Below are 14399 nucleotides of genomic sequence, written 5' to 3' on the forward strand. Positions count from 1 at the left end.
ACCGCGAGTGCGCCTATCGTGCTGGCCGGATCTTCGCGCAACGTCGAGGAGTTGTCTCCAGTAGCGTGGCGCACGCACGCCTGGCCGCTTCCAGCTGAGCACACGCGCTTGCGTGCTCAGCTGACCGCAGCGCCTTTAACCGCGACACCCTCTCTGCCGACAAGGTGTCGCAGTTGGATGTTCATTAACGGCAAGCCCAAGTGCTTTTCACATTACTGCGGCTACCCATATTAGGCCCCAGTGTTGAGGGGGATGACTCTACGGCGTTGACCAGTTTCACCGTCCGGACGAAACCATAGGTGTTCCGACATTCAGCAAGGGCCGCTTTATAATAGGCCTTCGCAAAATATGGCTGGAAACTAAAATTATCGGAACGTACTGATCTATCGGGTACGATCGCATCAGTCAAATCCAGGCGAACTCTGTTTGGGTGGATATCCACCGCCATTGCGGGGGCTACACCTAATACGGTGGACGCTGCCATTGCAGCGATGCAAAGCACATGGCGCTGCACCAGCGACGCGAAAAAAGCAGATTTCATGGTCAGGACCTTTGATAATAGGTTAATCGGTCGTGGCGTCGATGCGCAGAAGACCCCGACGCTGCGTTGAAGACTTTCGTTTTTTCGTCCTCGGGAGAAACATAGCCAGACGCATGCAGGTTGCCTACCAAAACGCTTCGCTTGCCGCGTCACCGAATCGGCAGTCCATGACAAGGAAGCACTCCGGTCATACCTCAGCGCAGGCATCTGCGGCACAGCCACGACCGTACCGTCCGGATACGCAGATCAGTACGACAATCTGGTCATCCATCGGTCCAGGTGCAGTGCAACACCCTGTAGCACGCTTAGACGGCAGACACAGCGCATCCCGCGCGCAGGTTCACAGGTGGCTCATCGCATCCGGTCATCCGTTCCGTGGCTGTCCAGCACACGCGCTCACTGCCGCGATGTCGTGGTGCGCTGGCACGTTCGCTCAGCCCGGCCCGCAAGCGACGCCCGCAGCCATCTCCGCTTCGATCTCATCGGCGCTGCGCGCCAGCGCATCGGTAAGCACGCGATGGCCATCGGCGGTGATCAGCACATTGTCTTCGGTGCGGATGCCGATGCCGCGCCACTTGGCATCCACGCTGGTATCGTCGGCCGAGACGTACAGCCCCGGCTCGATGGTGAACACCATGCCGGGCTCCAGCAGGCGCGAGTCGCCGGCCAAGCGGTAATCGCCGACGTCGTGCACATCCAAGCCCAGCCAATGCCCGGTCTTGTGCCGATAGAACCGTTTGTACTGCTCCTCGGCAATGTTGCGCTCCAACTTGCCCTTGAGCAGGCCCAGGCGCAGCAGCCCCTCGGTCAACGTCTCCACCGCAGCCAGATGGCCGGCCTCGTACGCCACGCCGGGACGCGCCTGTGCGAGCGCAGCCGCCTGCGCCGCGCCGACCAACGCGTGCAGCGCGCGCTGCGCGGGCGTGAAGCGGCCGTTGACCGGAAAGGTCCGGGTGATATCGGCTGCATAACCGCGGTATTCGGCACCGGCATCGATCAGCACCAGCTCGCCTTCGCGGCTGCGCGCATTGTTGGCGCGGTAATGCAGCACACACGCGTTGCTGCCGGTGCCGACGATGCTGCCGTACGCCGGCCATGCATCGGCAGCGCGGAATTCGCGCTCCACCTCGGCCTGCAGTTCGTACTCGTGCACACCCGGGCGCGCCAGCCGCATCGCCGCACGGTGTGCACGCACGCTGATGTCGGCCGCCTGCTGCATCAAGGCGATTTCGTCGCGCGATTTGAACAGGCGCTGCTCGTGCAGCAGATGGCCAAGCTCCAGAAATTCGTGCGGCGGCTGCGCGCCATGACGCACCTGCTCGCGCACCCGCTTGAGCCAGCCGATCAACTTGAGATCGAAATCGACATCGCGCCCGAAGTGATAATAGACCCGGGTGCGGCCCTCGAGCAGACCCGGCAGGATCTCGTCCACGTCGTCGATGGGGTACGCATCGTCCATGCCGTAGCGTTCCACCGCTCCTTCCTGACCCTCGCGTGGGCCATCCCAGGCTTCGCGCTCGGCATCGCGTTCGCGGCAGAACAGGATCGCTTCGCCATGCTTGCGCCCGGGTACCAGCACCAGCACTGCTTCCGGCTCGGGAAACCCGCTCAGATACAAGAAGTCCGAATCCTGCCGGTACGGATAATGGGTGTCGTGGCTGCGGATGCGCTCGGGCGCAGCCGGCAGGATCAGGATGGCCTGCTCGCCGGCCATCTGCATGAGCTGCTTGCGCCGGCGCGCGTATTCGGCCGCGCCGATCCCGGTGAGCTTTTTCATATCGGTGCGGCGATCAGTTCAAGCGTTGACGGAAACGCGGCCCCATCACGCAGTCGCCATGCAGCAACAGCACTGCCACGCGCACGAACTCTTCGATCTCGGCCAGCGCGGTGTCGTCTTCTTCGCCGGCATCGAAGTCGTCGCTGGAGGCCTGCGCCAGACGCGCCAGATCCTGCAACGCTTCCTCGCCCTCTTCGCTCAGCGCCGGGCGCTGCTGCGCGGCCAGCCCGAAACCACCCAGAAACGCGCGGCACCAGTCGAACAAGGCATCGGTACGCGCCGGCAGCGGGGCGCCGTCTTCGACCAGCAGCAGCTCGAACGCGAAATCGCGATCTTCCAGCTGCGCCACCGTGACCTGGCGCATCTGATCCAGCGCGCCACCCTGTTTGGGCGACACCTGCGCGGTGTCGGCCAGGATGCGCGCCAGCCAGTCGCCGCTGTCGGCACCACCGCCGGACAGCCATCCACATAGCCCGCCATGCAACTCCGCCGCAGAGGACGCCAGCGCGAGCTGACGACTTTCAGTTTGCACAGCGGTTACGTCAGGCAGATCCATCGACTCATCCAGGCTAAAGGCAGAAGGCGCCCACGCATGCGCGGGCGATCAGACTTCCCAGTGTATCAAGGCACCCCGTATCGGCTGCTACCGCGACGTTCCATGCAGCGTTCCACGCGCGCTACGCCGAACTGGCGCGATCTGGCCCAAGGCCTTGGCGGGCTTGGCCTGACGGCACGTAAGCCACCGGTCGTCCGGCGCTTGACCGCCGCGCGCACGCGCCCCTATCGTGAGCGCATGGATAACGCTGCCGCCCTCGCTCAACTCCGCGCACTTGCCGCCCGCGTGGAGGCGCTGGTCGAGCGAACTCAACGGCTGACCGACGAAAACCGCAGCCTGCGGCACCAACAGGAACAGCTGATCGGCGAGCGCTCGCAGCTGCTGACCAAGAACGAGCAGGCCCGTTCACGGGTGGAAGCCATGATCGTACGGTTGAAGTCATTGGAGCAGCACACGTGAGTACCACCGAGCCGGTCAGCGTGCGTATTCTGGATCGTGAATACACGGTTGGCGTGACCGCAGAAGAGCGCGAGAGTCTCACCGCCGCAGCGCGGCTGCTGGATCTGCGCATGCGCGAGATTCGCGGTAGCAACCGTATGGCGGCGGTGGATCGCGTCGCGGTGCTGGCCGCACTCAATCTTGCGCACGAACTGCAGCAGGTGCGCGATCAGCAGGCGCTCTACGATCGCGAACTGGCCAACACGCTCGACACCTTGAATCGTCGTCTGGACAGTGTTGCCGACACGCCGCGTTGAGGCCTGCGTCGCAGTGTCGTCGCAAAGATGAACTTTGCAGGGCGCGCGCCGACGAATGGGCTAGCCATCGCGCAACAGAGGTCTATAATTCGTTTGCGTTCTCTGCTGTAAACGACAGCGTGCAAAACATTCGCCTTGTCCCTTAATTACGACCATGGGGGCGCGACGAAGCCGGGTGTGCAAGTCCGCCTTGTAGCGGGAAGCCCGATGGCCTCACAACGTCCCCACTTGAACCCCGGGTTCAAGGTCGTTTCGCCCGCATCGTCACGGCGGAGAATGCAAATCTGAAACGGCGCCTTCGGGCGTCGTTTCTTTTTGTGCGTTCGACGCCTGTCTGTTTGTGCATCCATTTGTGCATCCACCGCTTGCAGCTGAGGCGTGAGCATGACCTTGCGGCAGTGCTGCGATGTGCGTTCGCACGCTATCTGCGCTCGCGCAGGTATGCCTTGGCGCGTTTACGCCGATTGACACCGCACTGGTGCGACGCGTCGCCGGGTTGCCGCGACCATGCCACTGCCCACCGACTCCGTGCTGGGATCGTCGATGCGCGAATCCACACCCAACACCACCGAATCGGCACCGTACGCCGATTGACACCGCACTGGTGCGACGCATCGCCGGATGCCGCGACCATGCCACTGCCCACTGACTCCGTGCTGGGATCGCAGGTACGCGAACCCGAACCCAACACCACCGAATCGGCACCGCATGCGATGTGTGCGCCTTGCACCGCTGCACTTAGGCCTGGCCGCGCCTGAACTCATCTCCTTTCGTCGGTTCAATTTCCAATAAAGCCCAGTTGGTGGATCCGCAGCGCCTGCTCTTCCAGTGACGAAGCCAGATCCTTGCCGCGCGCAGCCGTCCCACCTCTCGCGGCACGCGCTCCTGCGAGCACGCCACGTGCCGATGGCGCGACCGCGTGTATGACCACCCGCGCATGATGTCGCGCACGCGATGCAATCAGGTGGCATGGCATGAGAGTGATCCGCACGACGACACCGCCAAAGAGATCGGCTTGCGTGAAACCCGACGGACTGCCAGCACGCCCTTTCGGACACACCGCTAGGCAGGTGGACGCCTGCCACCGACAATGTGCCTCCCTCACCGCCGCGAGACCCCAATGACCGAGGACCGAGAGGCGTTGCGCCAGCAGCTACGCGCGCAGCGGCGCAGCCTGCCGGCCACGCAGCGCTTGGCCGCTGCCGATGCACTGGCCGAGCAATTGCTGGCACTGCCGTTTGCGCCGCAGACCGGCGCGGTGGCCGGGTATTGGGCGATGGATGGCGAGATCGCCTTGCATCGCTGGCAACTGAGCTTGCCGGCGCAGGTGCGCTATTGCCTGCCGGTGCTGGACGGCCGCGTGCTGCGCTTTGCGCCGTGGCGGCCGGGCCAGGGCCTGGTCAGCAATCGCTACGGCATTCCCGAGCCGGACGTGGAGCGCACCGAGCTGCTTGCACCTGAAGAGATGGCGCTGGTAGTGACCCCGCTCACCGGTTTCGACGCCGCGTGTCGGCGGCTGGGCATGGGAGGTGGCTGGTATGATCGCAGCTTCGCGTTCCGGCATCGCCAGGCGCCACCGCCCTGGCTGGTCGGCGTCGGCTTCGCTGCGCAACAGGTACCTGCGTTGCCGACCGAATCCTGGGACGTGGCGATGGATGCCATCTGTACCGAACACGCCACTTTCCTGAAAGACGACACCCTCTCTGTATGACTGCCCGCAAGCGCTATTGGTTGATGAAGTCCGAGCCGGACACGTTTTCCATCGATGATCTGGAGCGCGTCGGTACCGAGCCGTGGAACGGCGTACGCAATTACCAGGCGCGCAATTTCATGCGCGACGGCATGCAGGTCGGCGATGGCGTGTTTTTTTATCACTCCAACTGCAAGGTGCCCGGCATCGTCGGCATCGCCAAGGTGGCGAGCGCGGCGTACCCGGACGACACCCAGTTCGACCCCACGTCCGATTACCACGACCCCAAGGCCAGCCGCGAAGACCCGCGCTGGATGCTGGTGGACGTGGCGTTCGAGCGCAAACTCAAACGCACGATTTCGCTGGACGAGATCAAGCAGCACGCAGATGCGCTGGGCGAAGGCTTCCCGCTGATTGCGCGCGGCAACCGCCTATCGATCCTGCCGGTGACCGCCGCGCAATGGAAATTGTTGCTGGCGATGGAGTAGCCGGGAGTAGGGATTCGGGATTTGCGAGTTGCAAATCCCGGCCCAGCCCAGCCGCTCTTGCGATTCCCGATTCCCGATTCCCGATTTCCCAATCCCGAGCCCAAACATGTCCGAAGCAAAACGCCTGGCCGCCGAGAAGGCAATCGATTACGTGGAAGACGGCATGATCGTCGGTGTCGGCACCGGTTCGACGGTGGCCTACTTCATCGATGCGCTGGGGCGTATCGGCCATCGCATCAAGGGGGCAGTGTCCAGCTCCGAACAAAGCACCGCGCGCCTGCGCCAGCACGGCATCGAGGTGCTGGATCTCAACCACACCGGCACGCTGTCGCTGTATGTGGACGGCGCCGACGAGTGCGACCCGAACCGCTGCCTGATCAAGGGCGGCGGTGCGGCGCTGACGCGCGAGAAGATCATTGCCGAAGCCAGCGAACGCTTCATCTGCATCGTGGACCCGAGCAAGCAGGTGCCGGTGCTGGGTACGTTTCCACTGCCGGTGGAAGTGATTCCGATGGCGCGCAGCCTGGTCGCCCGCCAGATCCTGGCAATGACCGGCGGCCAGCCGGTGTGGCGCGATGGCGTGGTCACCGACAACGGCAACGTGGTGCTGGACGTGCATAACCTGCAGATCACCGACCCGGTGGCGCTGGAGCGCAGCTTGAACCAGATTCCCGGTGTGGTCTGCGTGGGTTTGTTCGCGCGCCGCCCGGCCGATGTGGTGATCGTCGGCGGCGAGCCGCCGCGCGTGCTCTAACGCGACTGGCCGTTGCCCACCCACCGTCGCGGGACCCTCTCCGCCTACGCGCCTTCCTGGATGGATTCACCGCGTGTCCCGTGACGGTAGGCGGGCAGCGGCGCAGCAGCCAAGCCGCAGATCAACCGCCAAATCGATCTCGACGCGTGCGCGACCAACACACACATACCCATGCACCGGCTTGACGCACGCCGGTGCATGGCAGAAGGTGCGCCATCCCTCGCCCCGTCGGTATGCCGCATGCGCCCTGTCCGCTTCCTCGTTCTTGCGTGTCTGATCCTGCTCGGCGGCTGCGCCAGCAGCGGTCCCTGGGTGGAACTGGCCGGCACGCGCTATCAGGTGGAGCTGGCGCAGAACGATGCCGACCGCACCAAGGGGCTGATGTTCCGCGATGCCATGGATGAAGATCGCGGCATGCTGTTCATCCACGACCGCCAGGAGCCGATGGCGTACTGGATGAAGAACACCAAGATCGCGCTGGACATCCTGTATTTCGACGACCAGCGCCGGCTGGTGTCGCAGCAGCGCAATGTGCCGCCCTGTTCGGCCGGCGATGCCTGCCCGCCTTATCCCAGCAAGGCGCCGGCCCGCTATGTGCTGGAGCTCAATGCCGGCCAGGCGGCCAAGCTCAACCTGCAGGACGGGGCGGAACTTGGTTTCAGTGCGGATATTCCCAAGCTGAAGTGATTCACAGCGATGCGGTGTCTCCTGTCAGGAAGTACCGGACTTGAACCCCGCGCCGCTTGCCGACACTCTTGTCGGCATGGTCGACATGCTCCCACTTCCCCATTGGACCGCGCTCGCCAGCCTGGACGACGATGCGGTGCCGTTGATGTCCACCGCGCTGCTGATCGCGCGCGACGAGTATCCGCAGCTGGACGCCGAGCTATACGACACGCTGGTGCAGAGCCACGTCGAGCATCTGCGCCGCGAAGTGGATGCGATCGATCTGTGGCCGTTGAAGATGGCCGCGGTCAATCGCTACCTGTTCGATGAGCTGGGCTACTCGGGCAATCACGACGAGTACTACGACCCGCGCAACAGCTATCTGAACCAGGTATTCGAGCGCCGGCTGGGCAATCCGATCTCGCTGGCGATGGTGCAGATCGAAGTGGCCCGGCGTCTGGGCATCCCGTTGGCGGGCGTGTCGTTCCCGGGACATTTCCTGGTGCGGCTGCCGGTGGACGACGGCGTACTGGTGATGGACCCGTTCAATGGCGGTCGCCCGTTGGGCGTGGACGAGCTACGCGAACGCGCGCGCCCGCACCTGGGTGGCGAAATTCCCGACGACCGCGCACTGGCGCAGATTCTCGACCCCGCCCCGCACCGGGCGATCCTGATCCGCATCCTGCGCAATCTGCACGGCGTCTACGCCGATGCCGAACATTGGGACCGCGCCGCACGCAGCGCCGACCGCATCCTGAAGCTGGTGCCCGACCAACCCGAAGCGCTGCGCGACCGCGGCATGGCCTACCTGCACCTGGGCCACCGCAACGGCGCGCGGCATGACCTGACGCGTTATCTGCTGCTCAACCCCAGCGCGCAGGATGCTGCAAACTTGCACGAGCATCTGGTGGAATTGAACAGCCAGCGCGCTCGCTCGCACTGACTGTTGCCGTCGGGAAACAGCCCCACCCACTAGTCGGGCTTGCCCTGAGCCGACCGTGGCAGCTGATACGCGGTTATATACTCGCCATTCGCGCCATATATAACGATATTATTATAATTGGCATCACTGTAAACCATGTGCGCATGGCAAGGACAGTTTGCCTGGGCTGTCAGCGTTCCATTCGATTGCAGAGTGGCGTCTTGCGCACTCGTTGCTATGGGCAGTCGGGATGCTGCGCCTGGCACAAGCGATAGCACCGCCAGCACATCGTCATTCAGCGCGTTGATCTGAAGAAATTTAAGCCCAGCCTTTTCGAAAACATAGGCTTTGAAGCGCGGTGACAGGCTCAGATTCGCCTTACCCGCCGGCAACCGCTCACCCAAGCCCTGAATCAGGGACGGTTGGTCGGCCGTGGACGCAATCGCCCCGAATGGAGCTGCAAGGGCCAAGGCCAAGAACATCGTCCGCGGCGATATCTTCAACATAAAAATCCTTTTTAGTATTGAAGCGATTTCGGAACCTTGCCCAGCACAGGTACCAGCCGAAAAGCAACGGAGGTTATTGCAGCGACTGCTGGCTACCCAGCGAGGCTACTCTTGTGAAATTCGGATTTCCAATTCCGCACAGCTCTTATCCAGCGAGATCCTTCCATTAGTCTCCAAAGATAAGATCAATAAGATTTCTCTGTCAGCGTCTCTTCAATCGATCTCCACCATCTCGAAGTCGTCCTTGGTCACGCCGCAGTCCGGGCAGGTCCAGGTGTCTGGCACGTCTTGCCAGGCGGTGCCGGGGGCGATGCCTTCTTCCGGGATGCCGTCGGCCTCGTGATAGAGAAATCCGCAGACGACGCACATCCAGGTGCGGTAGGTGGTGGTGGATGTGTCGCTCATTGGATAATCGCGGTCACGCAACGGTGGGACCTGCATTGTCCCATCCCACCTACCGCTTTCGGAAGCGCTGCCATGCCCCAGCTGCAAGACGCCCGCGGCGTCTACCTGATCACCCCCGATGACGCCGATACGCAGCGCCTGCTTGCGCGTACCGCACCGCTGTTGTCGGGCATCACCTGGCTGCAGTACCGCAACAAGCAGGCGGACGCGGCGCTACGGCTGCAGCAGGCCAGCGCCCTGCGCGAGGCCTGCGCCGCCCAAGGTGTGCCGCTGATCATCAACGACGATGCGCAGCTGGCAGCGCAAGTCGGCGCAAACGGCGTGCACCTGGGCGAAGACGATGGCGATGTGGCGGCGGCACGCGTGCTGCTGGGAGCGCGGGCAATCATCGGGGTGTCGTGCTACGACGAGATCGATCGCGCGCGTGTCGCGGCCGCCGCAGGCGCCAGCTACGTCGCGTTCGGCGCGTTTTTCCCCACCACCACCAAACAGACGACCCGTCGCGCCACGCCCGCGCTGCTGCAACAGGCGGCCAACCTCGGCGTGCCGCGGGTGGCCATCGGCGGGATCGCGCCGCCGCAGGTCGGTGAGCTGGTCGCTGCAGGCGCCGAGTTGATTGCCGTGGTCAGCGGCATCTATGCCGCACCCGACCCAGTTGCTGCATTGCAGGCGTATCGGGCCGGGTTTGCGCAATAGCGTCGCTGGCGGATGACAGCGTTACGGGCGGCCCGCGCCACTCCAGACAGAAGAACGTCTGGAACACGCGGGCGACGGCGCTTGCGAAGCGTTGCTTTGTCTGGAGGCGATCGAATGACAGCGCAACACCGCAGTGTCGAGGGCACGCTGCCCTCGCCATTCCAGACAGAAGCTAAGGTCTGGAATATGCGTAAGACCGCGATGCCCAAGCGTCGCTTTGTCTGGAGGCGATCGAATGCCAGCACAACACCGCAGTGTCGAGGGCACGCTGCCCTCGCCATTCCAGACCGAAGCTAAGTTCTGGAATATGCGTAAGACCGCAATGCCGGAGCGTGGCTTTGTCTCGGTGCCATCGAATGCCAGCGCAACAGCGTAGTGTCGAGGGCACGGCGCCCTCGCCATTCCAGACAGAAGCTAGGGTCGGGAATATGCGTAAGACCGCGATGTCCAAGCGTCGCTTTGTCTGGATGCGATCGAATGTCGGGGTAATACCGCAGGATCGAGGACACGGTGCCCTCGCCAGGACGAAGGTCGGTGCCTGGATAAAAAGCTGATTGCAAAACGTCGCGCCGGCTGCCCCCTGTGGGTCACATCGTCATCGCATTCAACAGACGCTGGCGCAGAGAGGCCTGAAGCTGGCACCCATCGCATACGCATAGCAACGCAGTGCACCGCTCGCACCACGCACACCGACCCTCTCGGCAGGTCCTTGCCCGCCCGCCCTCGCGGGACCTTTGGCGGCATGGATGCCGCCAAAGAGCCTACAAGGACGTACTTGCGGCGTGTCCCGCGAGGGCGGGCGGGCAAGGACCCTGCAGCCAAGCCGCAGATGTATCGCTCTACCATTGATCTCTCTGCGCAACCAAACCACGCACTGCCAAGACAATCGCACTTCGCATCGTGCGTCATTCAGATGCAATCCATCGCCGAATCAACAATGCAGCAAGTCGAGCGCGCGGCGCCTCGCCGCTTACTGGACACGCAGTGCTGCATCCATGGAGTCTCCGTAGCCGCATCCATACCGCCACAGGGTTCCGCAAGCGCCGAATACACCACACCGTGCAGTTGATCGGTGACGGGTTGGAAAGCTAATTGTTGTGCAGACCGTGTCGAGCTGCTGCGGCGAGTCGCTAGTCAGCCCGGAAGATCGAACCCACTGAACTCCCTATCGCCCCAACGAAAAACAGCGACGCGTACAAACCGCGTCGCTGCCAGAACACAGTTCTTCGAAGCTATCGCTACGAGCCGCTAACAACGCTACTGCGTCGCTACCAGGCGGGTGCAGCCGGTACTCGGAGCGGTATGTACTGCGCGTACACCCGCTTCTGAGTGCGCCGTCCACACCCGCCTGGCAACTGCTCGCTACGTTTTCTAGCTGCGCTTAGAAGTCGTAGCTCAATGTCACCCGGCCCGAGCGCGGTGCCTGGTAAGCCACCACCTGGTTCCACAGCGGGTTGGTGGTGTTGTCGGGCAATTGCGAGAACGGGTAGATGTTGGTTGCGGTCTGCTCGTTGGTGATGTTGAACACATCGAAGCGCAGCGCCAGCTTGCCGTCGGCGAACGCCGGCTTGTAGGTCACGCCCATGTCGAGCTGGGCGATCCAGCCCAGGCGGCCCTGCGAACCGGGGGGCGATGCACTGCCGGTACCGGTTTCCGGGTTGTAGCAGTAGTGGTACGGCCCGCCCGTGATCGCACTGCCGCCGTAGCCGGCCGGATCGCGGCCGCTGTACTCGGTGCCGTAGTAGTTGCCCAGGCAGTTATGCGGCGCGCCGGAGATCAGGCTGAAATTAGCCGAAGCGCCCCACTGCGGATTGAACTGATAGAAGCCGAACAACTTGAGCTGATGACGGTGATCGTTGGATTGATCGCCGTTGAAGTGCTCCATCAACGCCGCATGGTCCCAGCTCTGCGTGGTCGACACCGAGGCCTGGCCCTGGTAACTGCCCAACGCGCCGCCGGTGCGCCACAGGTCCGAACGCACCTGGCCTTCGGTGGTGCCGTAGCTATGCGACCACACGTAGTTGACCTTCGCGTACCACTGACCGTCGAACGGACGCTCCAAGTTGAATTCCACCGCCGAATAGTTGCGCTTGAACTTCGGGAAGCCCGCCGCCTCGCGGCTCACCGATACTTCGTGGAACTGGCCGTCGGTGCCGATCACGCCCCAGGTATTGGTCTGGCCCGGATTGATCAGCGATGCACCGGCAACTTGCGAGAAGTCGATGGTGACGCCTTGCGCCGCCGCCGCGTTGATCAGCGCCGTGTTGGAGACGTCGTAGTTCTGGTCGTCGATGCCGGCATTGAGACGACGATGCGTGCCGCGCACGCCCAGCACCCAGCCACTTTCGAGTTGCTTGGTAAAACCGAGGATGACCTCGTCCTGATTCTCGCCTTCGATGTCCTTGGCCACCGCAGTGCGCACATCGGCAATGCGGCCGAAACGCGAGTTGGCCGACACCGCAGAACCCAGTTGCTGCGCCAGCACCGGCGTGCCATCGGCATTGATGCCGCTGTAGGTGAAGTAAGTGTCGGTGGTGGTGGCCGGGGTGAACAGGCTCACCGCCGACAGCGGCAGACCGAGGTAATAACGGCCGAGGTTACCGAACACCTTCAGGCTGGAATCGCCGTTGACGTCCCAGCTGAAGCCCAATCGCGGCGCCCAGGCATTGTCCACTTCGATATAGGGGTCGCCGAACGGGGTGTAGTTGGTGAACTCGTCCTTGCGCAGGCCGATGCTCAACAGCAGGTTGTCGGTGACCTGCCACTTGTCTTCGATGTAATACGCGCGTTGCTTGGCCTCGTACGAGTACAGGCTGGTGTTGATGTTGCGCACCGCGTAATAGCCGCTGGAGCCGTTGACCGGGTCGACCAGGCCGGGGCTTGGTGCGCCGATGCCGCCGGCTTCGTTGGCCGACTGGCTGACCAATCCGCCGGTGGCCAGTCCGTTGGGATCGTTGGTCTGGCCGTAGGTCCACGCAAAGCCGGGGCCGGACAGCACCGAGCCGACATCGATGCCTTCGGACTTCTGGTTGTCGATACCGAAGTTGAGCGTGTGGTGGCCGAGACGCCATTCCAGATTCAGGCGCTGATTGTCTTTTTTGTACTCGCGGTCGGGCGAACTGACCGAGGTCACCAGCTGATTGCCGATGCGCGGGGTGCCGCCGGTATACGCCGGATTCTGCAGTGCGGCGCTGTTGATGACAGGGCCACCAGCCGCGTCGTAGTTGAACGGGGTCAGTTCGTCGGGCGTTGTCATCTTGCCGTACAGCGCGGTCACGGTGAGGTTGTCGCCGAGGTAGCCGGTGTACTTGCCGGTGAACAGCGTGGGGCCGGTTTTCCAGGTGGATTCGTCGGTGAAATAGCTGCCGCGCTGGCGGTCGACATAGTTGTAGCGATAGATCGAGCCGTTGGTCTCTGCCTTGTCGCTGGCACCGGTCACCTCGATCAGGTGGTTGTCGGTGATGTTCCAGTCCACCTTGGCGTACCAGCGCTTTTGCTTGTAATCGTAGTCGGTGAGGCCGCCGGTGCGGCCGTTGTCGGTGTCACGATTGGTGCCCACGCGCACGCCGTCCGAATCCACCTGCTCGGCGGCCAGGAAGAAGAACAATTTGTCCTGGATGATCGGCCCGCCGACGTAGGCGCTGTAGGTGGTCTGGTTGGCTTCGGCCTCGCTGGCCGGCTGGTACAGGCCGTTGGCTGCTCGCGCGTAGCGGTAAGCGGCGTTGTTGACGGTGCTGCCCTGGCTGTCCGGGCGCCAGTAGATATCGCGCTGATTGGCGCGCAAGCCGTTCGGCTCCCAGATGACCGCTGCGCCGAACTTCCATTCGTTGGTGCCGCGCTTGCCGATCTGGTTGATCACGCCACCATTGGCGCGGCCGTATTGCGCGCCGTAGCCGCCGGTGAAGATTTCCTGCTGGTCGATGGCGCCATACGGCAGGGTCAGACCACCCAGGTTGTTGCTGATGGTGGTGGTGTTGAAGCCGTTGAGGTAATACGCGTTTTCGCTGGCGGCCGAGCCGCCGAAGCTGGGCAGCGAACCACCGAGCGGGCCGTTGTCGAAGCCACCGCTGTTGACCACCACCCCCGGTGCCAGCAGCGCGATCGCTTCGGCAGTGCGGCCCAGCGGCAGTTGCTGCAGCTGTTCGGCGGTGATCACGGTGCGCGTGTCTACGCTGCTGACGTCGATGGTGGTCAGGCCGGCGGCGGTGACGGTGACACTGTCCATGGTCTGCACGCCGCTCCCCGCGGCGTTGGCGGCGGCAAACGACACATCGGTGTTGGCGCCGACGGTGATGCTGACGTTCTCGCGGGTTTCCACCACCGCGCCCTCGCGCTTGACCGTCACCTTGTAGGTACCCAGCGGCAGGTTGCCGGCGGTGTAGCGGCCGCGCGCATCCACCGGCACTTCGCGACTGAGGCCGCTGTTGTTTTCCACCACCACACTGGTGCCATTGCCCTGCCCCACGCTGCCGACGATGCTGCCGGTGGTCGACTGCGCGTGTGCACTGCCGATGGCCACAACCAGCGCCAACGCCAAAGCACGCTTCTGGATACTACGGTTCATGCGTTCTCCCCAAGATGGAAACTGCCGGCAACGCGGCTAAATGAACGGGGCCAACGGCCACCGCAATCACACTTTCTGA

Annotated in this window: 14 protein-coding genes and 2 other RNA genes; 10 read left to right on the top strand and 6 right to left on the bottom strand. The window is 63.4% G+C overall.

The window, feature by feature from the left end; genetic code table 11:
• Positions 1–184 precede the first annotated feature (184 nt).
• The 3 genes from ACZZ0O_RS00855 to ACZZ0O_RS00865 all read right to left on the bottom strand — a co-directional run bounded on the left by ACZZ0O_RS00855 (position 185) and on the right by ACZZ0O_RS00865 (position 2874).
• The gene (locus ACZZ0O_RS00855) at positions 185–541 is read right to left on the bottom strand and encodes a hypothetical protein (protein WP_463591959.1); all 357 of its coding nucleotides are present in this window, start codon (positions 539–541) and stop codon (positions 185–187) included.
• A 433-nt stretch (positions 542–974) separates the two neighbouring features.
• Positions 975–2318, bottom strand: a complete 1344-nt coding sequence (locus ACZZ0O_RS00860; RefSeq protein WP_463591960.1) for an aminopeptidase P N-terminal domain-containing protein — start codon at positions 2316–2318, stop codon at positions 975–977.
• Between the two features lie 13 nt (positions 2319–2331).
• Positions 2332–2874: a YecA/YgfB family protein gene (locus ACZZ0O_RS00865; RefSeq protein WP_115513786.1), complete on the bottom strand. Its 543-nt coding sequence runs from the start codon at positions 2872–2874 to the stop codon at positions 2332–2334.
• 237 nt (positions 2875–3111) lie between these two features.
• On the opposite strand from ACZZ0O_RS00865, the gene ACZZ0O_RS00870 reads away from it, so the two are divergent.
• From ACZZ0O_RS00870 to ACZZ0O_RS00905, 8 genes are all read left to right on the top strand, one after another.
• On the top strand, positions 3112–3333 hold the full coding sequence (locus ACZZ0O_RS00870) for a TIGR02449 family protein (RefSeq protein ID WP_055850286.1): 222 nt from the start codon (positions 3112–3114) through the stop codon (positions 3331–3333).
• Complete coding sequence (locus ACZZ0O_RS00875) at positions 3330–3629, top strand: cell division protein ZapA (RefSeq protein WP_055848567.1); 300 nt, start codon at positions 3330–3332, stop codon at positions 3627–3629. Before ACZZ0O_RS00870 ends, ACZZ0O_RS00875 begins: the two co-directional genes overlap by 4 nt.
• A 96-nt stretch (positions 3630–3725) precedes the next feature.
• Positions 3726–3909: non-coding RNA, 6S RNA (gene ssrS, locus ACZZ0O_RS00880), on the top strand.
• Between the two features lie 840 nt (positions 3910–4749).
• Complete coding sequence (locus ACZZ0O_RS00885; RefSeq protein WP_323514656.1) at positions 4750–5340, top strand: 5-formyltetrahydrofolate cyclo-ligase; 591 nt, start codon at positions 4750–4752, stop codon at positions 5338–5340.
• Positions 5337–5807: an EVE domain-containing protein gene (locus tag ACZZ0O_RS00890; RefSeq protein ID WP_161961678.1), complete on the top strand. Its 471-nt coding sequence runs from the start codon at positions 5337–5339 to the stop codon at positions 5805–5807. The genes ACZZ0O_RS00885 and ACZZ0O_RS00890 overlap by 4 nt, the downstream gene beginning before the upstream one ends.
• Before the next feature lie 106 nt (positions 5808–5913).
• Positions 5914–6561: a ribose-5-phosphate isomerase RpiA gene (gene rpiA, locus ACZZ0O_RS00895; RefSeq protein ID WP_055848559.1), complete on the top strand. Its 648-nt coding sequence runs from the start codon at positions 5914–5916 to the stop codon at positions 6559–6561.
• Between the two features lie 240 nt (positions 6562–6801).
• Positions 6802–7248 carry a DUF192 domain-containing protein gene (locus ACZZ0O_RS00900; protein ID WP_055848557.1) on the top strand — a complete coding sequence of 149 codons (447 nt, stop codon included), beginning with the start codon at positions 6802–6804 and terminating at the stop codon, positions 7246–7248.
• Between the two features lie 40 nt (positions 7249–7288).
• The gene (locus tag ACZZ0O_RS00905; RefSeq protein WP_055848554.1) at positions 7289–8170 is read left to right on the top strand and encodes a SirB1 family protein; all 882 of its coding nucleotides are present in this window, start codon (positions 7289–7291) and stop codon (positions 8168–8170) included.
• Between the two features lie 29 nt (positions 8171–8199).
• On the opposite strand, the gene ACZZ0O_RS00910 is transcribed toward ACZZ0O_RS00905, so the two are convergent.
• Both ACZZ0O_RS00910 and ACZZ0O_RS00915 read right to left on the bottom strand, forming a co-directional pair.
• The gene (locus tag ACZZ0O_RS00910; protein ID WP_463591961.1) at positions 8200–8655 is read right to left on the bottom strand and encodes a hypothetical protein; all 456 of its coding nucleotides are present in this window, start codon (positions 8653–8655) and stop codon (positions 8200–8202) included.
• Between the two features lie 213 nt (positions 8656–8868).
• Complete coding sequence (locus ACZZ0O_RS00915; RefSeq protein WP_372365861.1) at positions 8869–9081, bottom strand: rubredoxin; 213 nt, start codon at positions 9079–9081, stop codon at positions 8869–8871.
• 51 nt (positions 9082–9132) lie between these two features.
• On the opposite strand from ACZZ0O_RS00915, the gene thiE reads away from it, so the two are divergent.
• Both thiE and ACZZ0O_RS00925 read left to right on the top strand, forming a co-directional pair.
• On the top strand, positions 9133–9756 hold the full coding sequence (gene thiE / locus ACZZ0O_RS00920) for a thiamine phosphate synthase (protein ID WP_463591962.1): 624 nt from the start codon (positions 9133–9135) through the stop codon (positions 9754–9756).
• A 1302-nt stretch (positions 9757–11058) separates the two neighbouring features.
• A non-coding RNA gene (locus ACZZ0O_RS00925) (sX9 sRNA) lies at positions 11059–11133 on the top strand.
• A 4-nt stretch (positions 11134–11137) separates the two neighbouring features.
• On the opposite strand, the gene ACZZ0O_RS00930 is transcribed toward ACZZ0O_RS00925, so the two are convergent.
• Complete coding sequence (locus ACZZ0O_RS00930) at positions 11138–14320, bottom strand: outer membrane beta-barrel protein (RefSeq protein ID WP_463591963.1); 3183 nt, start codon at positions 14318–14320, stop codon at positions 11138–11140.
• Positions 14321–14399 lie beyond the last annotated feature (79 nt).

The organism is Xanthomonas sp. AC360 (assembly GCF_979258225.1).